The following is a 23,428-nucleotide window of genomic DNA, read 5'->3' on the forward strand; positions in this document are numbered from 1 at the left end:
GGCTCCTGGGGTGCTGAACGGCTCGCACCTCCAGTGTTCCGGGATCACCCGGATGAACCACCTACTGAGAGATCACACCTAGATGCCGATCCGCGCCCGCCATGCCGCCAGCAGCACCGCGGCCGCGGCCGCGACGTTGAGGCTCTCGACGGCGCCGCTGCCCGGAATCGACAGGCGCAGGTCGCAGTCGCGCGCCAGGGCGTCGCCCATGCCCTCGCCCTCCGCGCCCAGCACGTAGATCAGCCGCTGCGGCAGCGACGTGCCGAAAAGATCCGCGCCACCGCGCGCCAGCGTCGCCGCGAGCGTGAAGCCGGCCCGGCGCAGCCGCGCCATCGCGTCCTCGCCGTCGGCGAACCGCAGCAGCGGCACCGCCTCGGCCCCGCCCTCAGCCACGCGCGCCGCGGCGCCGGACAGGCCGAGGCCCGACTGTTCCGGCAGCAGGATCGCGGACACGCCGAAATGCGCCGCCGAGCGCAGGATCGCGCCGAAGTTGTGCGGGTTGCCGATGCCGTCCAGCCACAGCACGCAACACGGCCCCTCCGACAGGTCCCGCAGCCACGGTTCCAGCGCGCCCGGCACCTGCCGCAGCACGTCGGCGACCACGCCTTCGTGATGCGAACTGGCGGCCAGCTTGCCCAGTTCCGCCTCCTCGACCACCCGGTAGCCGACCCGCTGCGCGACGCACCATTTCAGCAACGGCTGCAGCTGCGGGATCATCGCCTGGCTCAGATATAGCTTGCGGATCGCCCGCGGGCGGTGCGCGAACACTGCCTGCACGGCATTGCGGCCGTACAGGCGCACCTCCTCGCGTTGGTCGCGGCGCGGCGCGGTATCGCGCGGCGGCACCGGGCGGGCCGCGTCCCGCGTCCGCCCGCCCCAGGGCGAATCCGGTCCCGAACCGGACGGCTTGCGTGCCATCGGCCTACTTTCGCGTGCGCCAGAAGTCCGCGTTGCGGATGCCCAGCGCCTCCGGATCGAAAGTCGGGTCCACGCCCGCCGCCTGCTGCCGCTCGTAATCGCGCAGCGCCGCCAGCGCCGGCTTCTGCAGGATCAGGATGGCGATGATGTTGAGCCAGGCCATCAGGCCGACGCCGATGTCGCCGAGCGTCCATGCCAGCTCCGCACTGCGCACCGCGCCGAAGGTCACCGCCGCCAGCACCCCGACCCGCAGCGCGAACACCAGCCACGGCCGGTGCACCTTGCGGTTGATGTAGGTGACGTTGGTCTCGGCCATGTAGTAGTAGGCGAGGATGGTGGTGAAGGCGAAGAACAGCAGCGCCACCGCGACGAAGCCGGCGCCGTAGCCGGGCAGCACCGACTCCACCGCGTACTGGGCGAAGCCGGGCCCGGCCTCGATGCCCGGCAGCGCCTCGACGATCATCTCGCCGCCGCGGCCGACCACGTTGTACATGCCGGTGGAGAGGATCATGAAGGCGGTCGCCGAGCACACCAGCAGCGTGTCGACGTAGACCGAGAACGCCTGCACGAAGCCCTGCTTGGCCGGATGCGACACTTCCGCCGCCGCCGCGTGGTGCGGCCCCGTGCCCTGCCCGGCCTCGTTGGAGTAGATGCCGCGCTTGACGCCCCACTCGATCGCCAGCCCCAGCATCGCGCCCATGCCGGCCTCCAGCCCGAAGGCGCTCTTGAAGATCAGCGCCACCATCGACGGCAGCGCCGAGGCGTTAAGGAACATGATCACCAGCGCGATCAGCAGGTAGGCCAACGCCATGAACGGCACCACCACCTGGGCGAAGCTGGCGATGCGCTTGACGCCGCCGAAGATGATGAAGCCCAGGCCCACCACCACCACCGCCGCGGTCGCGGTCGGCGGGATGCCCCAGGCGTTGGTCATGCTCGAGGCGATGCCGTTGGCCTGCACGCCCGGCAGCAGGAACCCGGTGGCGACCACGGTGACCACCGCGAATAGCCACGCATACCAGCGCTGTCCCATCGCCTTCTCGATGAAATAGGCCGGCCCGCCGCGGTAGCGGCCCTTCTCGTCCTTCTCCTTGTAGATCTGCGCCAGGGTGGATTCGACGTAGGCGGTGGAGGCGCCGAAGAACGCGACCACCCACATCCAGAACACCGCGCCGGGACCGCCGAAGGCGATCGCGGTGGCGACGCCGGCGATGTTGCCGATGCCGATCCGCCCCGACAGCGACATCGCCAGCGCCTGGAACGAGGACACGCCGGCATCGGACTTGGTGCCGCTGAGCATCAGCCGGACCATCTCGCCGAACTGGCGCAGCTGCATGAAGCGGGTGCGGATCGAGAAGTACAGCCCGGCGCCCAGGCACAGCACGATCAGCGGCGGACTCCAGATGAGGCTGTTGAGGGTGTTGACGATCTGTTCCACTAGGCGTGCTCCCCGGTTGGACGGCATTCGGTCCGCGACGCGAACGAAGTCCCGATTCTCCACGATCCCCGGCGCAAACGCGAAATCGCGCAGTGTCGCGCCCGCGCCGGCCGGCATCATCCGTAGGAGCGCGCCATGCGCGCGATGCCGCGGGCGCACGCAGGATCCGGCGGACGCCGCGGTTCCGGACCGGCAGGCGCCCGGTCACCGGAATTTGCGGGCGGCGAAATGCCCGCGGTATCGCGCGCATGGCGCGCTCCTACGGGGGATCGCCGAGATCTCGCCTGACCTTCGCGAACACGCGCAGGTCGTGCAGGCGGCCGTGCTTGAGCACCGCACAGCGCTGCACGCCCTCCTCGACGAAACCATTCTTTTCCAGCACCCGCGCAGAGGCCGGATTGCCGTCGAGCACGGTCGCGAACAGGCGATGCAGCGCCAGTTCCCGCATCATCCACGGCGCGAACGCGGCCACCACCCGGGTCATCGTGCCGCGCCCCCAGTGCGCGTGGCCGAGCCAATAGCCGAACTCCGCACTGCGCGCCCGTTCGCCGCTGCCGGGCCGCGCGCCGATGCCGCCGCAGGCCTCGCCGCCGATCTCGATCGCGAACACCGGCTGCGACAGGTCCACCACCTCGCCGGACAGGAAGCGGATCCCGTCCTCGCGCGTGTACGGATGCGGAAAGCGGTCGCTCACCGCGCGCGCGACCCGCGCGTCGTCGGCATGGCGCACCAGCGCGTCCAGGTCGTCCCGGCGCCAGCGGCGCAGGACGAACCCGTCGCCGCCGAGACGAATCCCGTCCCAGCGGTCCGCGGCCGGCTCAGGCATGGCCGCTGACCGGCGGCGTGTCGGCCTCCAGTCGCTCCAGCTTCTGCGCCAGCGCTTCCGGTGAGCGCGTGAACGGCGCCAGCAGCGCATAGAACGCCGGCACCACGAACAGCGACAGCAGGCTGGCGAAGGCGACGCCGAAGATCACCACCACGCCGATCGTGGCGCGGCTGGCGGAGCCGGGGCCGCCGGCGACCACCAGCGGCACCGCGCCGGCCATGGTCGCGATCGAGGTCATCAGGATCGGGCGCAGGCGCACCGCGGCCGATTCGGCGATCGCCTCGGCCACGCTGCGCCCCTCGTCGCGCAGCTGGTTGGCGAACTCGACGATCAGGATGCCGTTCTTCGCCGCCAACCCCACCAGCATGATGATGCCGATCTGGCTGAAGAGGTTGAGCGTGCCGCCGGTGAGCCACAATCCGACCAGCGCGCCGAGCATCGCCAGCGGCACCGTCAGCATGATCACCAGCGGGTGCACGAAGCTCTCGAACTGCGCCGCCAGCACCAGGTACACCACCAGCAGCGCCAGGGTGAAGGTGACGATGACCGCGCCGCCGGCCTCCTGGTATTCGCGCGACTCGCCCTTCCAGTCGATCTGGGCGTAGTCGGGGAGTTCCTCGGCGACCACCTGCCGGGTCCACTCCAGCGCCTCGCCCATGGTGTAGCCGGGCGCCAGCCCGCCGCTGATGGTGATCGCGCGCAGGCGGTTGAAGCGGTTGAAGCTGCCCGGCTCGGCGACCTCGCTCAGCGTCACCAGGCTGGCCATCGGCACCAGCGCATCGCCGCTGCCGCGCACGTAGGTGTCGCGCAGGTCGGCCGGAGTCATGCGGTTCTCGCGCCCGGCCTGCAGCAGCACGTCGTACTCCTCGCCGTCGTCGACGAACGTGGTGACCCGGCGCGAGCCCATCATCGTCTCCAGCGTGCGCCCGATCTCGGTCACCGACACGCCCAGGTCGGCGGCGCGGTCGCGATCGATGTTGACGCGCATCTGCGGGCGCGTTTCCTTGTAGTCGGAGTCGATGTCGGTCAGGCCGGGGTTCTCCTCCATCCGCACCAGCATGCGGTCGCGCCACTCGGCCAGATCCTCGTAGTTGGGCCCGCCCAGCACCAGCTGGTAGCGCTGGCCGCGGCTGCTGACCAGGCCGCCGGGCACGTTGGCGCGCACCTGCACCCCCGGCAGTGCGGCAAACTTGCCGCGCAGCTCCGCGACCAGGTCCTCGGTGGCGATGTCGCGCACGTCCCAGTCCTGCAGGAACACGATCACCTGCCCGGTATGCATCTCCTCGCTGCCGCCCCAGCCACGCGGCGCGCGCGAGTTGGCGCGCTGAATCGGCTTGTCCTCGCCGATGTAGTCGCCGAGGATCTGCTCGACCTGCTGCATCTGCGCCACGGTGTAGTCGAAGCCGGCGCCCTCCGGCCCGTCGACCGAGATGAAGAAGCGGCCGCGGTCCTCCGCCGGCGCCAGCTCGCTCGGCACCCGCCACAGCAACAGCAGCACCAGCGCGATGCAGCCGCCCATCGCCAGCAGCATCAGCATCAGGATGCGGCGGCCGGGCAGCGCCACCAGTTGCGAGATGCGGCGTCCGTAGCCGGCGCTCACGCGGCTCAGCTGGCGGTTCATCCAGGCGTTGAACCCGGTCTCCCTGCCGTGCGGGCGCACCAGCTTGGAGCACATCATCGGCGTCAGCGTCAGCGCCACGAACGCCGACAGCGCCACCGCACCGGCCAGCGCCACCGCCAGTTCGCGGAACAGGCGTCCGCTGTTGCCTTCCATGAAGCCGACCGGCAGGAACACCGCCACCAGCACGCCGGTGGTGGCGATCACCGCGAACGCCACCTGCGCGGTGCCACGCCTGGCGGCCACCAGTGGCGGTTCACCCAGATCGGCGCGGCGCTGCACGTTCTCCAGCACCACGATCGCGTCGTCCACCACCAGACCGATGCAGAGCACCAGCGCCAGCAGCGTGAGCAGGTTGATGGTGAAGCCGAACGCGTACAGGGCGATGAAGGCCGCGATCAGGCAGACCGGCACCGTCACCGACGGGATCAGCGCCGCGCGCGCGCTGCCCAGGAACAGCCAGATCACCAGCACCACCAGCACCATCGCCTCGAGCAGCGTCCAGTACACGCGCTTGATCGCCGCGTCGATGAACACCGTGCCGTCGTAGGAGACGTAGATGTCGGTGCCGTCGGGCAGGGTCTGCTGGATCCGCTCGGCCTCGGCGCGCGCGGCGCGCACCACGTCGAGCGCATTGGCGGTCGAGGTGCGGATGATGCCGATGCCCACGTTCGGCACGAAGTTGCTGCGCAGGTAGGCGCGCCGCTCCTGCGCGCCCAGTTCCACCTCGGCCACGTCGCCCAGGCGCACCACGTAGCCGGCCTCGCCCTTGCGCAGCGGAATCTGCGCGAACTGCGCCGGCTCGACGTAGCCGCGCTCGACGCGCAACGTGAAGTCGCGATCCTCGGATTCGATCCGCCCGGCCGGCAGCTCGATGTTCTCGTTGCGCAGCGCGGTCTCGACGTCGTTGGCGGTGATGCCGCGCGCGGCCATGGCGTCGCTGTCCAGCCAGATGCGCATCGCGTAGCGCTGGCCGCCGCCGAGGGCGACACGCGCGACCCCGTCGATCGAGGACAACCGGTCCACCACGTAGCGCTCGGCGTAGTCGGTCAGCGCCAGCGTGTCCATCGTGCTGGAGCGCATGTTGAGCCAGACGATCACGTCGCCGTCGGACTGCGCCTTCTCGATCTCGGGCGCGTCGGCCTCGATCGGCAGCCGGTCCATCACCCGGCTCACGGCGTCGCGCACGTCGTTGGCGGCGGCCTCGATGTCGCGGCTCAGGTTGAACTCGATGTCGACGTCGGCCTCGCCGTTGGAGCTCTCCGACTCGATCGTGCGGATGCCCTCGATCCCGGCCAGCGCGTCCTCGAGGACCTGGGTGACCCGTGTCTCCACCACCGCCGCCGACGCGCCCGGATAGTTCACCCCGACCGAGACGATCGGCGGATCGATGTTGGGCAGCTCGCGCAGCGTCAGCCGGTCGAACGACGCCAGCCCGAGCACGATGAGCATCAGGCTCATCACCACGGCCAGGACCGGTCGCTTGATCGAGATGTCGGAAAGGCGCATGGGCGTGTCGGAGTCTTGTTGGCGCGGTGGCAGGTGGGCGCTACTCGCCCGCGGGGGCGGGGGTTTCGATCTCGTCGCCGACGGCCGCGTCGTCCATAACCGGCGCGGCGGCATCCGGAGTCGCCGCAGGCTCGGCCTCGGCGATCTTCAGCCCCGGTCGCAGCTTGCCGGTGCCGTCGACCACGATACGTTCGCCTGCGGAGAGGCCGGACACCACCTCGGCACGACCGGCAACGCGCGCACCCACCTCGATCGGCGCCTGCTCGACCGTATCGTCGTCACGCACGCGATAGACGAAGGTGTCGCGACCGACCTGCACGATTGCGATCTCGGGCACCACGAGGGCATCGCGTGCGGGGCGCTCCAGCACCACCTGCAGCAGCATGCCCGGGCGCAGCGCGCGATCGGGGTTCGGGAAGTCGCCGCGCACCATGACCGCACGCGTGACCGGGTCCACCCGCGAATCGACCGTTGCGACCCTACCTTCGAACTCGCGACCCGGATAGGCGCTGCTGCGACCGGTCAGGCGTTGTCCCGAGGCAAGCTGGGCCAGCCGCGCTTCGGGCACCGGGAAATCGACGTAGACGCCGGAGACGTCGTCCAGCGACGCGATTTCGGTGCCGGGCTGCACCAGCGAGCCCGGGCTGACCAGACGCAGCCCGAGCACGCCGGCGAACGGCGCGCGGATGCTGCGATCACCGAGATTGGCGCGGATCTCCCGCACCTGTGCGCGCGCCGAATCGCGGATCGCAAGCTGCGTGTCCAGCGAGGCGCTGGCGATCAGCTGCTGTGCGGCGAGCTGGCGCTGGCGTTCGTACATCTGGTCGGCCTCCGCGGCCGCGGCCTCGGCGGCAGCCAGCGCGGCGCGCTGCTGGTTCCCGCTCAGCGTGACCAACACATCGCCCTCGTCGACCTCGTCGCCGCTCTCGAAATGCACGCGGTCCACGGTTTCGCTCACCTTGGCGGTGACCATGATCGATTCATGCGCCTTCACCGTGCCCAGCGCCTGGATGGTGTCGCTCCATGGCTGCGTCTGCACGACGGTGGTGGTGACCGTGGCGGCGTTGTCCGCAGGCGCATCTCCTTCGCGACCGCTGCCGCTGCCGCAGGCAGCGCACATCGCGCAGAACAGGACCAGTACGCTGGCTCGGGCCGGCAGGAGAAAACGTCGAATGGGCATGGGGAAGCGGACGAAGGTGATCCGGACGATTGTAGCGGGCACGGCAGTGACCGCCGTGTGCCGTCAGCCATGTCCGTGAACACGCGATCGTCGTCAACCGCTGGCGCGCGCGTGCGTTACGCGGCACTCTGGACCGGCCGCCACCGCGCGCCGGCGGCGGCGCCATCCTTCCCGGAGATCTCCGTCATGATCCACGACTCGATCCTCGACACCATCGGCCACACCCCGGTCGTCCGCCTCCACCGGCTCGCCCCGGACCACGTCACCCTCTACGCCAAGGTCGAAAGCTTCAACCCCGGCGGCTCGGTGAAGGACCGGCTGGCGTTGACGATCATCCTCGACGCCGAGGCCAAGGGCCTGCTCAAACCCGGCGACACCGTGGTCGAGGCGACGTCCGGCAACACCGGCGTCGCCCTGGCGATGGTCTGCGCGGCGCGCGGCTACAAGTTCGTCGCGACCATGGCCGAGACCTTCTCCGTCGAGCGCCGCAAGCTGATGCGCGCCTACGGTGCGAAGGTGATCCTGACGCCGGCCGCCGAACGCGGCAGCGGCATGGTGCGCAAGGCGGCGGAACTTGCCGAGAAACATGGCTGGTTCCTGGCGCGGCAGTTCGAGAACCCGGCCAACCCGGCCTATCACCGCCAGACCACCGCCGCGGAGATCCTGCGCGATTTCGCCGGCCGCCGCCTGGACCATTTCGTCACCGGCTGGGGCACCGGCGGCACCCTCACCGGTGTCGGCGAGGTGCTGAAGGTCGCGCGTCCGGAGGTGCGGGTCACCGCCTGCGAGCCGGCCGCCGCATCACTGCTGACGGGCAAGGACTGGGCCCCGCACAAGATCCAGGGCTGGACGCCCGACTTCCTGCCGCAGGTGCTGAACCGCGAGGTCGCCGACCAGGTGCTGCCGGTCGACGACGCCGCCGCGATCGACGTCGCCCGTCGCCTCGCGGCCGAGGAAGGCCTCTTCGTCGGCATCTCCGCCGGCGCCACCGTGGCCGCGGCGCTGGAGGTGGCACGCGCGGCCGAGCCCGACGCGGTCATCCTGGCGATGCTGCCCGACACCGGCGAGCGCTACTTCTCGACGCCGCTGTTCGAGGGCGTCAACGAGGGCTCGGACGACGAGTGGCTGGCCGGGCTGCCGTAGCCGCCCGGCTGGTCTGCGCCGATCGAGCGGCGCCGTGCGATGCGGCGGGTGTGGGAGCGACGGAAGTCGCCACGCACGCCAGTCGCGACTTCCGTCGCTGCCACGGGCATCTGGTCAACCGCCCGCCGCCGGCACTCGCGGCGGGCATGGTTGCGGTTTGCCGGCCTATGCGGCCTTCGCCCACTCGCCCAGCGCGGCCAGGCCGTTGTCCCTGGCGCGGGCGTAGACGGTCTCCTGCGCCTTGGCGACGTTGTTGACTAGGTCCTCGGACCACAGCTTCAGCGCCGCCTGCTGCATCGCCCGGCCGTAGGAGAAGGACAGCGGCCACGGGTGCGGACCCATCCGGTTCATCGCGTCCAGGTGCGCGGTAGCGTCCTCGTCGGACTGGCCGCCGGACAGGAACACGATGCCCGGCAGGATCGCCGGCACCGCCGACTTCAGGCACATCAGTGTCGATGCGGCGACCTCTTCCACCGGCACCTGCTCGCCGCTGGCCTTGCCCGGCAGCACCATCGAGGCCTTCAGGATCGTGCCTTCGAGCATCACGTTGTGGTTGTAAAGCGCATCGAACAGCGAGCGCAGGGTGACCTCGGTGACCTCGTAGCAGGTTTCGATGTCGTGGCTGCCATCCATCAGCACCTCCGGCTCGACCATCGGCACCAGGCCGTTCTCCTGGCACAGCGCGGCATAGCGCGCCAGCGCGTGGCTGTTGGCCTCGATGCAGGTGCCGGAGGGGATGTCGTCGCCGATGTTGATCACCGCACGCCACTTGGCGAAGCGCGCGCCGAGCTTGTAGTACTCCTTGAGCCGGTCGCGCAGCCCGTCCAGGCCCTCGGTGACCACCTCGCCCGGGAAACCCGCCAGCGGATGCGTGCTCTTGTCGACCTTGATGCCGGGGATGATGCCGTTGTCGGTCATGACCTTGGTGAAGGGCACGCCGTCGCGGGTCGACTGGCGGATGGTCTCGTCGTAGAGGATCGCGCCGCTGATGTATTCGTCCAGGTTCGGCGTGGTCAGCAGCAGCTCGCGGTAGGCACGGCGGTTCTCCTCATTGTTGGGAATGCCGACGCCGTCGAAACGCTTGGCGATCGTGCCGGTGGACTCGTCGATGGCGATGATGCCCTTGCCCGCGGCGACCATGGCCTGGGCGGTTTCTGCAAGCTGTTCGATGCTCATGTCGTGTCGGTCTGCCTGGCTGCGGGAGACGCCGAGTATAGCCCGGCGGTCCGTTCGGCCGCCGTCATCGTGGCGGGAAAAACACGCAAAGCATCCGGCGCCATCGGCGTCCGCGGAGCGAACCGCCGCGGCCGGATGAGGGACCGCCCGATCCCGCGCGTCACGTGCCCGCGCAACGCAATTGCGCGCTGGCACACCCTTCCCCCACCGGGCCGGCTGGCTAGAGCTCGCCCAGCCCTTCGGCGCGACCGTCGCTGCCGACCTTCAGCAGCCGCAGCGTGTTGGTGGCGCCGTGGGTCTCCATGTGCTCGCCGCTGGTGAAGACCACGCGCTCACCGGAGGACAGCAGCCCGGACTGGACCAGCGTGCCGACGCTGCCGCGCGCGGCTTCGCGCGGGGTCTGGCCGCGGCTGTCGTAGTCGATCGGGAACACGCCGCGCATCAGCGCCATGCGCCGACGCGCGCCGGCATGGCGGGAGAACGCATAGATCGGCGCGCTGGCACGGAAGCGCGACAGGTAGCGCGCGGTTCCGCCGGATTCGGTCATCGCCACGATCGCACGCACGCCGATGTGCTCGGCGAGGAACATGGCCGCCATCGCGATCGCCTGGTCGGCGCGCTCGAGGTCGCGTGGCGCCGCCTCGAAGTCGGTATCGGCCTCGAACTGCTTCTCGGCGCCGACGCAGATGCGCGCCATCGCCTCGATCGCGCGGACGGGATAGTTGCCTGCGGCCGACTCGGCCGAAAGCATCACCACATCGGTGCCATCGATGACCGCGTTGGCGACATCGAGCACCTCCGCGCGCGTGGGGATCGGACTGTCGACCATCGACTGCAGCATCTGCGTGGCGGTGATCACCACCTTGTTCTGTGCCACCGCCTCGCGGATGATCTTCTTCTGCAGGCCGGGCAGCTCGGCGTCGCCGATCTCCACGCCGAGGTCGCCGCGCGCGACCATGACCACGTCGCTGGCGTCGACGATCTCGGTGAGGTTCTCGATCGCCTCGGCGCGCTCGATCTTCGACACCAGCGCGGCATCGGAGCCGGCGGCACGCGCCAGTTGCCGTGCCTCGTTCATGTCGGCGGCATTGCGGCAGAACGAGACGGCGATGAAATCCACGTCCATTTCGGCGGCGACCGCGATCAGACTGCGGTCGTGATCGGTGAGCGCTCCCAGCGACAGCCCCCCGCCGAGCCGGTTCAGGCCCTTGCGGTCCGACAGCACGCTGTCGTTGAGCACGCTGGTGACGATACGCTCGCCCTCGATCGACTCGACCTTGAGCTGCACCACGCCGTCGTCGAGCAGCAGCACGTCCCCGGGGCGCACGTCCTTCGGCAGGTCGAGATAGCTGACGCCGACCTCGCGTTCGTTCCCGGGCGGCGCGTCCGCGCGCGCGACCAGGTCGAAGCGCTCGCCGGTGCGCAGCTGCACCTTGCCCTCGGCGAACCGCTCGATGCGGATCTTCGGCCCTGGCAGGTCGGCCAGGATCCCGACCTCCACCCCGACCCGCCGCGCCGCCTCGCGCACCGCCTGCGCCCGTGCCTTCTGCGAGGCCGGATCGCCGTGCGAGAAGTTCAGGCGCACCGCGTCCACCCCCGCGCGCAACAGCGCATCGAGGACGCCGGGAGGATCGGTCGCCGGTCCCAGGGTGGCGAGGATGCGGGTGCGGCGCTGGTATTCGGTCACGTCAGGTCCCCTTCGGCAAGCTGGGAAAACTAGCACAAAGCGGCTTTGGATCGACGGCAGCACGATGGCGGTCGGGTTGCATCTGCAACCAATGTCCACGGGTCATCGGCGCCGGAATCGGCTACGGTCCGTGCCGGGATCCCCATCGCAGGCAACCGCAGGCACGCCCATGCTCAACCGCATCTCCCGCCCCGCCGTCCGCCTGGTCGAGCGTTACCTGCCCGACTCCTACGTCTTCGTGCTGCTGCTGACGCTGGTGGCGGCCGCCGCCGCGCTGCTGGTCGAACGCACTCCGCCCCTGGCGCTGTTGCGGTACTGGGGCGGCGGCTTCTGGGAGCTGCTGTCGTTCTCGATGCAGATGCTGCTGGTGCTGGTCACCGGCTTCATGCTGGCGAGCACGCCGCCGGTGCAGGCGCTGCTGCAGCGACTGGCACGCCTGGCCCGCGGCGCCGGCAGCGCGGTGCTGCTGGTCAGCCTGGTGTCGCTGACCGCGAGTTGGATCAACTGGGGCTTCGGGCTGGTGGTCGGCGCACTGTTCGCGCGCGAGCTGGCGCGCCTGGTGCGCGTGGACTACCGCCTGCTGGTGGCCAGCGCGTACTCCGGCTTCGTGGTCTGGCACGGCGGACTGGCCGGCTCGGTGCCGCTGACCATCGCCACCGAGGGTCACTTCATGGCCGAACGGATCGGCGTGATCCCGACCTCGCAGACGGTGTTCGCGTTCTACAACCTGGCGATCGTCGCGGCGCTGTTCGTGGTGGTCCCGCTGGTCAACCGGCTGATGCTGCCCCCGGCCGACGAGAGCGTGTACCACCGGCCGGAGGACGCACCGGCGCCGACGCCCGGCATTGCCGCCAGCCCCGCCGATCGCCTGGAAAACGGCCGCATGCTGTCGTGGCTGACCGGGCTGGCCGGCGTGGGCTTTCTGGTCGACCATTTCATCGGCGGCGGCGGGCTCAACCTCGACATCGTCAACTATGGGTTCCTGATGCTGGCGATACTGCTGCACGGCACGCCGCGGCGGCTGCTGGCCAGCCTGCACGAGGCGATCAAGGGCGGCGCCGGGATCGCAATCCAGTTTCCATTCTATGCCGGCATCATGGCGATCATGACCGAGTCGGGGCTGGCGGCCGGCATCTCGCAGGCATTCGTCTCGTTCGCCGATGCCGACACATTGCCGTTCTGGAGCTTCATCGCCGGCGGCGCGCTCAACATCTTCGTGCCCTCCGGCGGCGGGCAATGGGCGGTGCAGGCGCCGATCATGATTCCCGCCGCCGAAGCGCTGGGCGCGGATATCGGCCGGGTGGCGATGGGCGTCGCCTGGGGCGATGCCTGGACCAATCTGATCCAGCTATTCTGGGCGCTGCCGATGCTGGCCATCGCCGGGCTCAGGGCGAAGGACATCATGGGCTTCTGCCTGATCCAGCTGTTCGTCACCGGCGTGGTGATCGGGCTGGGGTTGCTGCTGCTGTGAACGCATTCCAGGACGGAACGGACATGACCGAAAAACGATCTCCCTTGCCGACGCTGCAGGGCCCGCGGATCCGTCTGCGCCCGCATCGCGAGGACGACCTGGCCGCCTTCTTCGCGCTGTATTCCGATCCCGAGGCGATGCGCTACTGGAGCTTCCCCGCCTGGACGGACATTGCGCAGGCGCGCGACCGGTTTGCCGCCGCGTTGCTGTCGCCGGGCGTCGACGGCACCCATGCCTGGGCCGTGGCCGGCGCCGATGACGCCTTGATCGGCGGGTTGACGCTGTTCTCGATCGACGGCGCGCAACGACGCGCTGAAATCGGCTATGCCCTGCAGTCCGCGCACTGGGGTCGGGGCTATGCGCAGGAAGCCATGCGGTTGGCCATCGAATACGCTTTCGACGCGCTGCGATTGCGCCGCATCGAGGCGGACATCGATCCGCGCAACCAAGGCTCGTGCAGGCTGGTGGAACGCATAGGCTTCGTCCGCGAAGGACTGCTGCGCCAGCGCTGGCTGGTAGCCGGCGAGATCACCGATACGGCGCTCTACGGCCTGCTGCAGGAGGATTGGCACAGACGCGCGCAGCAGACGTGATCGGTGCGTTCATGCGCGCGCCTCCAGCGCCGCCACCGCCGGCAGGGTCTTGCCCTCCAGGAACTCCAGGAAGGCGCCGCCGCCGGTGGAGATGTAGCCGACGTCGTCGGCAATGCCGTACTTCTCGACCGCAGCGAGGGTGTCGCCGCCGCCGGCGATCGAGAACGCCTTGGACGCGGCGATCGCCCGCGCCAGGGCTTCGGTGCCGTGGCCGAACGCGTCGAACTCGAACACGCCGACGGGGCCGTTCCAGACCACGGTGCCGGCCTGCGCGACCATGCGGGCGTAGCGATCGGCGGTGCGCGGGCCGATGTCGAGGATCAGGTCGTCGTCGGCGACCTCGTCCACCGCCTTCACGCTCGCCTCCGCCTCGGGGTGGAACTGCTTGGCCACCACCACGTCGTCCGGCATCGGGATCTCGGCGCCGCGGGACTTGGCGTCGGCGAGGATCTTGCGGGCGGTTTCCAGCAGGTCGGCCTCGTGCAGCGACTTGCCGACGGCCTTGCCCTCGGCGGCGAGGAAGGTGTTGGCGATGCCGCCGCCGACGATCAACTGGTCGACCTTGCCGACCAGGTTGCCGAGCAGCTCCAGCTTGGTCGAGACCTTGCTGCCGGCGACGATCGCCAGCAGCGGCCGTGCCGGTTCGTCCAGCGCCTTGGCCAGGGCGTCGAGCTCGGCCATCAGCAGCGGCCCGCCCGCGGCCTGTCCGGCGAAGCGGATCACGCCGTGGGTCGAGGCCTGGGCACGATGCGCGGTGCCGAATGCGTCCATGACGAACACGTCGCACAGCGCGGCGTACCGCTTCGCCAGCGCCTCGTCATCGGCCTTCTCGCCGACGTTCATGCGGCAGTTCTCGAGCAGCACGATCGCGCCCGGCTTCACCTCGACGCCGTCGACCCAGTCGCGCACCAGCGGCACGTTCTTGCGCAGCAGCGCGGCGAGCCGTTCGGCCACCGGCTGCAGCGAATTCTCCGCGCTCCACTCGCCCTCCTTCGGCCGCCCGAGATGGGACATCACCATCACCGCGGCACCCTGCTCCAGCGCGCGCTCGAGCGTCGGCAGCGATGCCACGATGCGCTGTTCCGAGGTGATCCTGCCGTCTTCGATCGGCACGTTGAGGTCCTGCCTTATCAGCACGCGCTTGCCGGTGAGGTCGAGATCGGTCATGCGGAGGATCGTCATGGATTCAATGCCTTGATTGCACGGAAATGATTCACTGGCTTCGTGCCGCCCGTGGTGGCACGGCGCCGGCTTCGGATCGCCCAACCTGATCCGGCGGGACGGCCATTGTCGCGGCAGAGCGTGACCGCTTTCAAATGAAAGCACGGCGAAGGCCGGCGCCGCTGCGGCAGTGCACCGCCGGCCCGTTCTCCTGCTAGGCTGGACGCACCCATCGGAGAATCGTCATGCCGACCGAGATCCAGATGCTGGCCTGGGCTATCGTGCTGGGCATCGTGCAGTTGCTGCTCGCGGCCGTGGCGATGACCCGGCAACGCGGCTTGAAGTGGAACGCCAGCGCGCGCGACGGCCAGCCGGCGCCGCTGACCGGGGTGGCGGCGCGCCTGGATCGCGCGATGCGCAACTTCCTCGAGACCTTCCCCTTCTTCGCCGCCGCCGCACTCGCCGTGGCCGTCACCGACAGCACCAGCGCGGCAAGCGTGCTCGGCGCGCAGCTCTATTTCTGGGCGCGCCTGGCCTACGTACCGCTGTACGCCTTCGGGGTGCCGTACCTGCGCTCGCTGGTGTGGGCGGTGTCGCTGTGGGGCATCCTGCAGCTGCTCTGGGCCTTGTGTTGAGCGCATTCGAGGGTTGCACACACCGGTGACCTGCAGAGCGCGCGGTGCCGGCGCGGTGCTGGTGCACGAGAGCGCCGACCTGCGGCAACGGCGACCCATCGGGCAACCGCGCATGGCGCGCTGTGCGTGCCTGCCGAGCCGGGGATGCGGCGGCGTCAGGCCAGCAGAATGCGTATCGCCTCGACGTAACGTGCGGCGACGGCATCGCGCCGGAGGTGACGTCCCTCGCTTACCAGCTGCTTTCCGGCGACACGGGTTTCGTGCACCAGCGGCCGATTGCCGCTGAAGATCCAGCGATCGGCGGCATCGCCGGCGGTGGCGCCGGCGAGGATCGGCGCCTCGGCATCGAGCACGACGCTGTCGTCGGTGGCGCCGAACCCGGTCGCGTGCAGGCCGCCGGCCAGCGCACCACGCAACAGCGTCTCGCCGACGCTGCTGCTGCCGCTGCCGCCCGCCACGGCGATGTTGCGGTGCCCCGTGGCCAGCCGCTGGCCGTACTCGAGCCAGCGCAGTTCCTCGACCGGCGAGATCGAGATGTGCGAATCCGAACCGATGCCCCAGCGCCCGCCTGCATCGAGATAGGCCCGCAGCGGAAACAGGCCGTCGCCGAGGTTGGCCTCGGTGGTCGGGCACAGCGCGACCGTGGCGCCGCTGGCGGCGATACGCGCGGTCTCGGCCGGCGTCAGGTGGGTGGCGTGCACCAGGGTCCAGCGCGCGTCGACATCGACATGGTCGTACAGCCATTCGACCGGCCGCGCATCGCGTACCGCCAGGCAGTCCTGCACCTCGCCCACCTGTTCGGCGATGTGGATGTGGATGGGCAGATCCGCGGGCAGCGCGGCCAGCACCGCATGCATCGCCGCCTCGGGCACCGCGCGCAAGCTGTGGAAGGCGACACCGACGCGCAGGTCGTCGCCCTCGCGCGCGCGCAGCATGTCCACCAGCCGCAGGAATGCGTCCACCTCGTGGCCGAAGCGCCGCTGCCGCTCCGACAGCGGCCGGCCGTCGAAGCCGCCGGTCATGTACAGCACCGGCAGCAGGGTCAGGCGGATGCCGGTCTCGTGCGCGGCCTCCATCAGCGCCGCCGACATCGCATCCGCGGGCGCATAGGGGCGACCGTCCGGCTGGTGGTGCAGATAGTGGAATTCACAGACGCTGGTGTAGCCGGCCTCGAGCATCTCCACGTACAGCTGCGCCGCGACCGCACGCGTGGTCTCGGGCGTCATCCGGGCGGCGAAGCGGTACATGGTCTCGCGCCAGGTCCAGAAACTGTCATGGCCGTTGCGGGCGGCGCTGCCGTCGCGGGATGGATCGGCGCGGCGCTCGGCCAGCCCGGCCATCGCGCGCTGGAAGGCATGCGAATGCAGGTTGGGAATGCCGGGCAGGCGCCAGCCGCCGGGGACGCGCGTGATGGGATCGTTCATGGCGGCATTGTGGCGCGACGGCCGGCCGGTGGCGATCCCTTGGCGGACGCCCGCCGCGGGATGGCGCCGGCGCGCATGGACGCTCCCGTACAATCGGCCGCATGAACGATCCGCGGCAGGCTCCCTGGGACGGACTGATCGTCGGCGTATCGCTGGCGACCCTCGACGGCCACGACGGTTACGGCGAGATCGGCGACGCGGCACTCGGCTGGCGCGACGGCACGATCGTCCACGCCGGACCGCGCGCCGCACTGCCGGCGGACCCGAATGCCCTGTCGGGCGCGGTGGTCGATGCCGGCGGCGGCTGGATCACGCCCGGACTGGTCGACTGCCACACCCATCTCGTATTCGCGGGCGACCGCGCGGCCGAGTTCGAGCAGCGCCTGCAAGGCGTCGGCTACGAAGAGATCGCCTGCAACGGCGGCGGCATCCTCTCCAGCGTCCGCGCCGTGCGCGAAGCCGACGAGGAGGCGCTGCTGGCGCAGTCGCTGCCGCGCGCGCGCGCGCTGGTCGCCGACGGCGCCACCACGCTGGAGATCAAGTCCGGCTATGGCCTGGACTTCGACGGCGAACGCAAGATGCTGCGCGTGGCGCGGCGCATCGGCGACGAACTCGGCATCGGCGTCTTCACCACCTATCTCGCCGCGCACGCGCTGCCGCCGGAATACGCCGGCCGCGCCGATGCCTACATCGACGCCGTGATCGAATGGCTGCCGCGACTGCACGCCGAGGGCCTGGTCGACGCGGTGGACGCCTTCGCCGAGCGCATCGGTTTCAATAGCGCGCAGACGCGGCGCGTCTTCGAGGCCGCGCGCGCGCTCAGCCTGCCGGTCAAGCTGCATGCGGACCAGCTCAGCGACGGCGCGGGTGCGGCGCTGGTGGCGGAGTTCGGCGGCCTGTCCGCCGACCATGTCGAATACACCTCCGATGCCGGCGTGCATGCCATGGCGGAGGCCGGCACGGTGGCGGTGCTGCTGCCGGGCGCCTTCCACGTGCTGCGCGAAACCCGGCTGCCGCCGCTGGACGCCTTTCGCGCGCACCGCGTGCCGATGGCGGTCGCCACCGACTGCAATCCCGGCACCTCGCCGCTGCTGTCGCTGCGCCAGGCGATGCAGCTGACGTGCACGCACTTCCGGCTGACGCCGGAGGAAGCGCTGCGCGGCACGACCGTCAATGCCGCGCGCGCGCTGGGGTGCGACGATCGCGGGGTGCTGCGACCGGGCATGCGCGCCGACTTCGTGCACTGGGCGATCGCGCGGCCGGCGGAGCTGTGCTACTGGCTCGGTGGGCGACTGGCCAGCGCCGTCTATGCCCGCGGCAAGCGCGTGGCATGATGCGCCTGTCGGCCCGCTCCCATTCGGTAGGAGCGCGCCATGCGCGCGATGCCGCGGGTGTCGGCAGGGTCCGGAGAATGCCGCGATTCTGGACCAGCAAGCACCCGGTCACCGGAGTCGCCGGCGGCGATTGGTCCGCGGCATCGCGCGCATGGCGCGCTCCTACGTTCATCCGCCTTCAGGAGGTCCCATGCGCCCGTCCGCCTTTGCCCTGTTCTGCTGCGCTTTGACGTTCGCCACCGCCGCATCCGCACAGGAGCCGTCCGAAGCCGCGCGCCGGCTGGCGCAGGACGCGATCATCGTCGACACCCACATCGACGCCCCCGGCATCCTGATGGACAAGTGGGCCGACCTCGGCGTCGAAGCACCCGACCGCGAATTCGATTATCCGCGCGCGCGCGCCGGCGGCCTTGATGTCGCCTTCATGTCGATCTACACCTCGGCCAAGCGCGATGACGACGGCACGGCCTGGCAGGCCGCGCACATGCAGATCGATGCGGTCGAGGCGCTCGCCGCCAGGCACCCGGACAAGTTCGCGATCCTGCGCTCGCCCGGCGATGTCGATGCGTTGCGCGAAGGCGGCCGCGTGCTGCTGGCGCTGGGCATGGAGAACGGGGCACCGATCGGCGACGACCTCGGCGAACTGCAGCGCTTCTTCGATCGCGGCGTCCGCTACATCACCCTCGCCCACAGCGCCAACAACCGCATCTCCGACTCGTCCTACACGCTGCAGAAGCGCTGGAACGGACTCAGCCCGTTCGGCCGCGAAGTGGTCGCGGAAATGAACCGGCTCGGCATCATGGTCGACGTCTCGCACCTGTCGGACGACGCGGTGCGCCAGACGGTCGAACGCAGCACGGTGCCGGTGATCGCCAGCCATTCGGCGCTGCGCCACTTCACCCCGGGCTTCGAACGCAACCTCAGCGACGAGCTGGCGCAGGCGATCGCGGCGAAGGGTGGCGTGATCCAGATCCCGTTCGGCACCGCCTTCGTCAACCCGGAGGCGGCGCAGAATACGCAGGACTATTTCCGCGCCGTGTACGACTTCGACCGCCGCAAGGCGGAGCTCGAAGCAGCGGGGCAACCGGCGCAGGACCGGCAGGCGTTCGAGGCGCAATGGGATGCGGACCATCCCATGCCGTCGACGACGATCGACGCGGTGCTCGACCAGGTCGACCATGCGGTGGCGCTGGTCGGTGTCGACCACGTCGGCATCGGCTCGGACTACGACGGGGTCGGCGGCAACCTGCCGGACACGCTGCGCACCGTCGCCGACTATCCCAACCTGGTCGCCGGCCTGCAGGCGCGCGGCCATTCCGATGCCGACATCCGCAAGATCCTCGGCGGCAACCTGCTGCGGGTCTGGACCGAGATCGAGGCCGGCGCGGGGCCGCGCTGATCGGCAGATGTGACCGGGGATTTGGCAGACCTTCGGGCGGATACCTTCCTGTCAACGTGACAACATTCTTGCCGCGGATTGGCGCGGATGAGCGCGGATCAGGTGGATCGGACGCCCGCCGGCGGCATTGCCTGACGAGTGTTGTCCGCGTCCATCCGTGACAAACGAAAAAGCCCCGCACGGGCGGGGCTTTTCATTCGCCGCGGGTGCGGCGCTTATTCCGGCTTGACCACCGTCTTCTTCGCCACCGCCTTCTTCGCCGGCGCCTTGACCACCGTCTTCTTGGTCACCGGCGCCTGGGTCGCCGTCGCGGTCTTCTTCACCGCGTGCGCGCGGGACTTGCCATAGCTGGAGTTGTAGCGCTTGCCCTTGAGGGTCTTGCGATCGCCCTTACCCATCGGATGCTCCTGATTCTCGAAAATTGCGGCGCACCGAGACGGCGCGCGAGACCGCAAATCGTAGCATGCGCCCCGGTCAGCGACCGCCGTGGGCATGGCTCAGGCGCAGGTTGAGCAGGTGCGCGCCGGCCAGCAGCAGTCCACCGGCGACCATGATCACGGCGTGGCCGAGGGTATGGTCATGCAGAGACGAGAACGCGCCCAGCCACACCAGCGCCAGCCCTGGCAGCAGCAGCGCCCAGGCCCTGAATGCGCGATGGCGGCGGTAGCCCAGGCTCATCGTGGTCAGTCCGAGCAAGGTGGCGAACACCACGAACGCCTGGTCGAAATCGATCCAGCCGCCAAAGTTGAGGCCGAGCGCGGGCAGCAGCGCCAGCGCCACCGGCAGCAGCGCGCAGTGCACGGCGCACACGAATGATGCGGTAAGCCCGACGCGGTCGGCCTGACGGAGAGCGGATCCTGATGTGCGCATGACTTCCGGGGGATATCGGTCCAAGTTGAAACATTATAACATCATCGCCGTTGTCCAGCTCTATTGCCTCCCCCATCCGACGTGAAGAAGCCGATGCCCCACTCGACCGCCCGTTTCCGCCCCGCAGTCCTCCCGCTCGCGTTGCTCGCCTGCCTGGCCCCGCCCGTGCAGGCGGCCCAGGATGACCCGCGCCACGACGAGGTCAAGGACCTGTCCGCGATCGTGGTCCGGGCCACCCCCCTGCCCCGCACCGCCGAGGATCTGACACGCCCGGTCGAGGTGCTGGCGGGTGAGCGGCTGGACGAGGCCAAGGCGAATTCACTCGGCGAGACGGTTTCGCGCCTGCCCGGCGTGCAGTCGTCCTATTTCGGCCCCGGCGTCGGCCGCCCGGTCATCCGCGGTCTCGACGGCGCGCGCGTGCAGGTGCTCAGCGACGGCCTGGCCTCGGGCGACGTATCGACGGTCAGCGTCGACCACGCCGTCAGCATCGAGCCCTTCCTCGCCAACCAGATCGAAGTCCTGAAAGGTCCGTCCACGCTGCTCTACGGCAGCGGCGCGATCGGCGGCGCGGTGAACGTGGTCGACGGCCGCATCCCGGAAGCCGCGACCGCGCAACCGCTGGAAGGCCGCGCGGAGTTGCGCGCGGGCAGCGTCAACGACGAGAAGACCGGCATGGTGCGTCTCGACGGCACCTCGGCCTCGGGCCGGGTGGTGTTCCACTTCGACGCGCTGCATCGCGAGACCGGCGACTACGACATCCCCGGCTTCGCCGAAAGCGAGCACGCCCACGAGGAACACGAAGGCGAGGAGGAAGAACACGAGGAAGAGGAGCAGGTCCATGGCGTGCTGCCGAACAGCTTCGTGCGCACCGACAGCGGCGCCCTGGGCGTGTCGTATGTCGGCGACCGCGGCTTCATCGGCGTCGGCTACAGCCTGTTCAACACCCGCTACGGCGTACCGGGCCATGCCCACGGACATGAAGAGCACGGACACGACGAGGACGAGCACGAGGACGAAGAAGGCCATGCGGAGGATGCCGTCCACATCGTCATGGACCAGCGCCGCAGCGAGATCCGCGGCGGCCTAGACGATCTGGGCGCTTTCGACAGCCTGCGCGTCAAGCTCGCCCGCAACGACTACACCCACACCGAGTACGAAGGCCACGAGATCGGCACCGTCTTCGACAACGACAGCCTCGAGGGGCGGGTGGAACTGGTGCACGAGGGCTGGGCCGGCTGGAGCGGCGCCTTCGGCGTACAGGGCTCGCGCCGCGACTTCCGTGCGATCGGCGATGAAGCCTTCGTGCCGGCCTCGGAGTCGCGCGACATCGGCCTGTTCTGGATCGGCGAGCGCACGTTCGGCGCGTTCGATCTCGAACTCGGCGCGCGCCACGACCACAACCGCATCGACGTCGACGAAGGCGAAGCGATCGGACCGTCACGCGATTTCGGCGCCACCAGCCTGTCGGCCGCGGCGCGCTGGAACTTCAGCGAGGACTTCCACCTGTCCTTCGGCCTCGACCGCGCCCAGCGCTCGCCGACCGCCGAGGTGCTGTACTCCAATGGCCTGCACGTGGCGACGCAGAGCTTCGAGTTCGGCAATCCGGACCTCGACGTCGAGACCGCGAACCGCGCGGAGATCGGCGTGCACTGGCACCGCGGCCCGCTGCGGCTCGGCGCGTCGCTGTATCACGTGCGCTACGACGATTTCGTCTATCTCGCCGACACCGGCATCGAGGACGGCGGCACACCGGCGCGGGTATGGAACCAGAGCGATGCCCGCTTCAACGGCGCCGAGGTCGACCTGCAATGGACGTTCGTCGAGAACGAATCCGGCATCTGGGACCTGCGCACGTTCGGCGACGTGGTCCGCGGCAAGCTGGCCGGCGACGGCACCCACCAGGTCGCGTTCTCGGTGCCGCACGGCGACCACACCCACGACTACACCGCCGACATCGCGCTCGACGGCAACCTGCCGCGCATCGTGCCGGCGCGGCTGGGCGGCGAACTGCGCTGGCGGTCCGGGAACGGCAACTGGCGCGCCGGCGTGGGCGCGGTGCGCTACGCCAGCCAGGACGACGTGGCCGAGCACGAGGAAGAGACACCGGGCTACACCCTGATGCACGCCAACCTGGCCTGGCATCTGGATACGCCCGGCGGCAACGCCTGGGAGGTCTTCGTCGACGGCAACAACCTGCTCGACGAGGAGGCCCGTCCGCATACCTCGTTCCTGAAGGAACTGGCGCCGCTGCCGGGGCGCAACGTGACCGCAGGGGTGCGGCTGTTCTTCTGATTGACGAGGAACAAGGAACTAGAAACGAGGAACGAGGGCACGGCACTCGCTCTCACTCGTTTCTCGTTCCTCGCTACTCCGTACCGCTATTCCCCAGACCGCTCGCGGCTGCACGCGGCGCACAGCCCATGCACCTCGAGCGTCTGCGCCTGCGGCACGAAGCCCAGCGTGCGGGCCCGGTCGTCGAGCAGGTCGACGATCCGCTCGTCCTCCAGTTCGGTGGCGCTCTGGCAGTTGTCGCAGATCAGGAACGGCACCGAATGCTGGCGGCTGCTGGGGTGGTGGCAGGCGACGAAGGCGTTGATCGACTCCAGCTTGTGGATGAAGCCGTTGCCGAGCAGGAAGTCGAGCGCCCGGTACACCGTCGGCGGCGCGGCGGCGCCCGGGCCTTCGCCCTCGCGTACCTGGTCGAGCAGATCGTAGGCCTTGAGCGGCCGCCCGGCATCGGCGATGAGGCCAAGCACGTAGGCGCGGATCGGCGTCAGCCGCAGGCCGCGGTCGCGGCATGCGGCTTCCACCGCGGCCACGAAACCGGCGGCGTCATGGACGTGGTGCTTGGGATCGGTGCAGGCATGCGTGGCGGCCATGCCCAGATGATGGTGCCGATTCCGCGCCGACTCAAGCCACGGCGGCGAAACACGGCGTCAACCCTCACTCTCCACTCCCTGCGGCGGGAGCCGCGCGACCACCGCGGCCAGGGCCGCCTCCAGCCCGGACGCCGGTGTCCACGCGCAGCGCCTCGCCTTGCCAGGGC

At 69.8% G+C, this 23,428-nt stretch carries 19 protein-coding genes; 7 read left to right on the forward strand and 12 right to left on the reverse strand.

What is annotated here, in order from left to right; all coding sequences use genetic code 11:
• Positions 1-78: 78 nt before the first annotated feature.
• From FXO19_RS15785 to FXO19_RS15805, 5 genes are all read right to left on the reverse strand, one after another.
• Positions 79-918: a TrmH family RNA methyltransferase gene (locus FXO19_RS15785; protein WP_149196076.1), complete on the reverse strand. Its 840-nt coding sequence runs from the start codon at positions 916-918 to the stop codon at positions 79-81.
• A gap of 4 nt (positions 919-922) precedes the next feature.
• A complete protein-coding gene (locus FXO19_RS15790; RefSeq protein WP_149196077.1) occupies positions 923-2,356 on the reverse strand; it encodes an alanine/glycine:cation symporter family protein in 1,434 nt (477 codons plus the stop codon).
• A gap of 259 nt (positions 2,357-2,615) precedes the next feature.
• Positions 2,616-3,182 carry a GNAT family N-acetyltransferase gene (locus tag FXO19_RS15795; protein WP_149196078.1) on the reverse strand — a complete coding sequence of 189 codons (567 nt, stop codon included), beginning with the start codon at positions 3,180-3,182 and terminating at the stop codon, positions 2,616-2,618.
• Positions 3,175-6,309 carry an efflux RND transporter permease subunit gene (locus FXO19_RS15800; protein ID WP_149196079.1) on the reverse strand — a complete coding sequence of 1,045 codons (3,135 nt, stop codon included), beginning with the start codon at positions 6,307-6,309 and terminating at the stop codon, positions 3,175-3,177. Before FXO19_RS15800 ends, FXO19_RS15795 begins: the two co-directional genes overlap by 8 nt.
• 40 nt (positions 6,310-6,349) lie before the next feature.
• A complete protein-coding gene (locus tag FXO19_RS15805) occupies positions 6,350-7,489 on the reverse strand; it encodes an efflux RND transporter periplasmic adaptor subunit (RefSeq protein WP_255516462.1) in 1,140 nt (379 codons plus the stop codon).
• A 186-nt stretch (positions 7,490-7,675) separates the two neighbouring features.
• Between FXO19_RS15805 and cysK the strand changes: the two genes are divergently transcribed.
• Entirely contained in the window at positions 7,676-8,632 is a 957-nt protein-coding gene (gene cysK, locus FXO19_RS15810; RefSeq protein WP_149196080.1) for a cysteine synthase A, read from the forward strand.
• A 165-nt stretch (positions 8,633-8,797) separates the two neighbouring features.
• On the opposite strand, the gene FXO19_RS15815 is transcribed toward cysK, so the two are convergent.
• Together FXO19_RS15815 and pyk are read right to left on the reverse strand one after the other, a co-directional pair.
• Complete coding sequence (locus FXO19_RS15815) at positions 8,798-9,808, reverse strand: class I fructose-bisphosphate aldolase (RefSeq protein WP_149196081.1); 1,011 nt, start codon at positions 9,806-9,808, stop codon at positions 8,798-8,800.
• A gap of 220 nt (positions 9,809-10,028) precedes the next feature.
• Positions 10,029-11,495, reverse strand: a complete 1,467-nt coding sequence (pyk, locus tag FXO19_RS15820; RefSeq protein WP_149196082.1) for a pyruvate kinase — start codon at positions 11,493-11,495, stop codon at positions 10,029-10,031.
• Between the two features lie 169 nt (positions 11,496-11,664).
• Between pyk and FXO19_RS15825 the strand changes: the two genes are divergently transcribed.
• Positions 11,665-12,966: a short-chain fatty acid transporter gene (locus tag FXO19_RS15825; protein ID WP_149196083.1), complete on the forward strand. Its 1,302-nt coding sequence runs from the start codon at positions 11,665-11,667 to the stop codon at positions 12,964-12,966.
• A gap of 23 nt (positions 12,967-12,989) precedes the next feature.
• Positions 12,990-13,559, forward strand: coding sequence for a GNAT family N-acetyltransferase (locus tag FXO19_RS15830; protein ID WP_149196084.1), 570 nt, complete (start codon positions 12,990-12,992; stop codon positions 13,557-13,559).
• Positions 13,560-13,568: 9 nt separating this feature from the next.
• On the opposite strand, the gene FXO19_RS15835 is transcribed toward FXO19_RS15830, so the two are convergent.
• On the reverse strand, positions 13,569-14,741 hold the full coding sequence (locus tag FXO19_RS15835; RefSeq protein ID WP_149196085.1) for a phosphoglycerate kinase: 1,173 nt from the start codon (positions 14,739-14,741) through the stop codon (positions 13,569-13,571).
• A gap of 224 nt (positions 14,742-14,965) precedes the next feature.
• Between FXO19_RS15835 and FXO19_RS15840 the strand changes: the two genes are divergently transcribed.
• Entirely contained in the window at positions 14,966-15,355 is a 390-nt protein-coding gene (locus FXO19_RS15840; protein ID WP_149196086.1) for an MAPEG family protein, read from the forward strand.
• Between the two features lie 155 nt (positions 15,356-15,510).
• On the opposite strand, the gene FXO19_RS15845 is transcribed toward FXO19_RS15840, so the two are convergent.
• Complete coding sequence (locus tag FXO19_RS15845; protein ID WP_425481490.1) at positions 15,511-16,983, reverse strand: formimidoylglutamate deiminase; 1,473 nt, start codon at positions 16,981-16,983, stop codon at positions 15,511-15,513.
• On the opposite strand from FXO19_RS15845, the gene hutI reads away from it, so the two are divergent.
• Together hutI and FXO19_RS15855 are read left to right on the forward strand one after the other, a co-directional pair.
• Positions 16,881-18,113, forward strand: coding sequence for an imidazolonepropionase (gene hutI / locus FXO19_RS15850; RefSeq protein ID WP_149196088.1), 1,233 nt, complete (start codon positions 16,881-16,883; stop codon positions 18,111-18,113). The genes FXO19_RS15845 and hutI overlap by 103 nt on opposite strands.
• A gap of 190 nt (positions 18,114-18,303) precedes the next feature.
• Complete coding sequence (locus FXO19_RS15855; RefSeq protein WP_149196089.1) at positions 18,304-19,512, forward strand: dipeptidase; 1,209 nt, start codon at positions 18,304-18,306, stop codon at positions 19,510-19,512.
• A gap of 215 nt (positions 19,513-19,727) precedes the next feature.
• Here FXO19_RS15855 and FXO19_RS15860 read toward each other — a convergent pair whose 3' ends face one another.
• Positions 19,728-19,910, reverse strand: coding sequence for a 30S ribosomal protein THX (locus tag FXO19_RS15860; RefSeq protein ID WP_149196090.1), 183 nt, complete (start codon positions 19,908-19,910; stop codon positions 19,728-19,730).
• A 76-nt stretch (positions 19,911-19,986) separates the two neighbouring features.
• Positions 19,987-20,382, reverse strand: a complete 396-nt coding sequence (locus FXO19_RS15865; RefSeq protein ID WP_149196091.1) for a MerC domain-containing protein — start codon at positions 20,380-20,382, stop codon at positions 19,987-19,989.
• Positions 20,383-20,475: 93 nt separating this feature from the next.
• Here FXO19_RS15865 and FXO19_RS15870 point away from each other — a divergent pair, with 93 nt between their 5' ends.
• On the forward strand, positions 20,476-22,674 hold the full coding sequence (locus FXO19_RS15870; RefSeq protein ID WP_149196092.1) for a TonB-dependent receptor: 2,199 nt from the start codon (positions 20,476-20,478) through the stop codon (positions 22,672-22,674).
• 86 nt (positions 22,675-22,760) lie between these two features.
• Here FXO19_RS15870 and FXO19_RS15875 read toward each other — a convergent pair whose 3' ends face one another.
• Positions 22,761-23,261, reverse strand: coding sequence for a transcriptional repressor (locus FXO19_RS15875; RefSeq protein WP_149196093.1), 501 nt, complete (start codon positions 23,259-23,261; stop codon positions 22,761-22,763).
• Between the last annotated feature and the right edge of the window lie 167 nt (positions 23,262-23,428).

It is taken from the genome of Luteimonas suaedae (assembly GCF_008312895.1).
In the GTDB taxonomy this organism is placed as follows: Bacteria; Pseudomonadota; Gammaproteobacteria; order Xanthomonadales; family Xanthomonadaceae; genus Luteimonas; species Luteimonas suaedae.

Bases quoted from the DNA above. Each gene is read 5' to 3' on its own strand.
- FXO19_RS15785 (WP_149196076.1), bottom strand. From the start codon at position 918: ATGGCACGCAAGCCGTCCGGTTCGGGACCGGATTCGCCCTGGGGCGGG.
- FXO19_RS15795 (WP_149196078.1), bottom strand. From the start codon at position 3,182: ATGCCTGAGCCGGCCGCGGACCGCTGGGACGGGATTCGTCTCGGCGGC.
- FXO19_RS15800 (WP_149196079.1), bottom strand. From the start codon at position 6,309: ATGCGCCTTTCCGACATCTCGATCAAGCGACCGGTCCTGGCCGTGGTG.
- FXO19_RS15805 (WP_255516462.1), bottom strand. From the start codon at position 7,489: ATGCCCATTCGACGTTTTCTCCTGCCGGCCCGAGCCAGCGTACTGGTC.
- cysK (WP_149196080.1), top strand. From the start codon at position 7,676: ATGATCCACGACTCGATCCTCGACACCATCGGCCACACCCCGGTCGTC.
- FXO19_RS15815 (WP_149196081.1), bottom strand. From the start codon at position 9,808: ATGAGCATCGAACAGCTTGCAGAAACCGCCCAGGCCATGGTCGCCGCG.
- FXO19_RS15825 (WP_149196083.1), top strand. From the start codon at position 11,665: ATGCTCAACCGCATCTCCCGCCCCGCCGTCCGCCTGGTCGAGCGTTAC.
- FXO19_RS15830 (WP_149196084.1), top strand. From the start codon at position 12,990: ATGACCGAAAAACGATCTCCCTTGCCGACGCTGCAGGGCCCGCGGATC.
- FXO19_RS15835 (WP_149196085.1), bottom strand. From the start codon at position 14,741: ATGACGATCCTCCGCATGACCGATCTCGACCTCACCGGCAAGCGCGTG.
- FXO19_RS15840 (WP_149196086.1), top strand. From the start codon at position 14,966: ATGCCGACCGAGATCCAGATGCTGGCCTGGGCTATCGTGCTGGGCATC.
- hutI (WP_149196088.1), top strand. From the start codon at position 16,881: ATGAACGATCCGCGGCAGGCTCCCTGGGACGGACTGATCGTCGGCGTA.
- FXO19_RS15855 (WP_149196089.1), top strand. From the start codon at position 18,304: ATGCGCCCGTCCGCCTTTGCCCTGTTCTGCTGCGCTTTGACGTTCGCC.
- FXO19_RS15860 (WP_149196090.1), bottom strand. From the start codon at position 19,910: ATGGGTAAGGGCGATCGCAAGACCCTCAAGGGCAAGCGCTACAACTCC.
- FXO19_RS15865 (WP_149196091.1), bottom strand. From the start codon at position 20,382: ATGCGCACATCAGGATCCGCTCTCCGTCAGGCCGACCGCGTCGGGCTT.
- FXO19_RS15870 (WP_149196092.1), top strand. From the start codon at position 20,476: ATGCCCCACTCGACCGCCCGTTTCCGCCCCGCAGTCCTCCCGCTCGCG.
- FXO19_RS15875 (WP_149196093.1), bottom strand. From the start codon at position 23,261: ATGGCCGCCACGCATGCCTGCACCGATCCCAAGCACCACGTCCATGAC.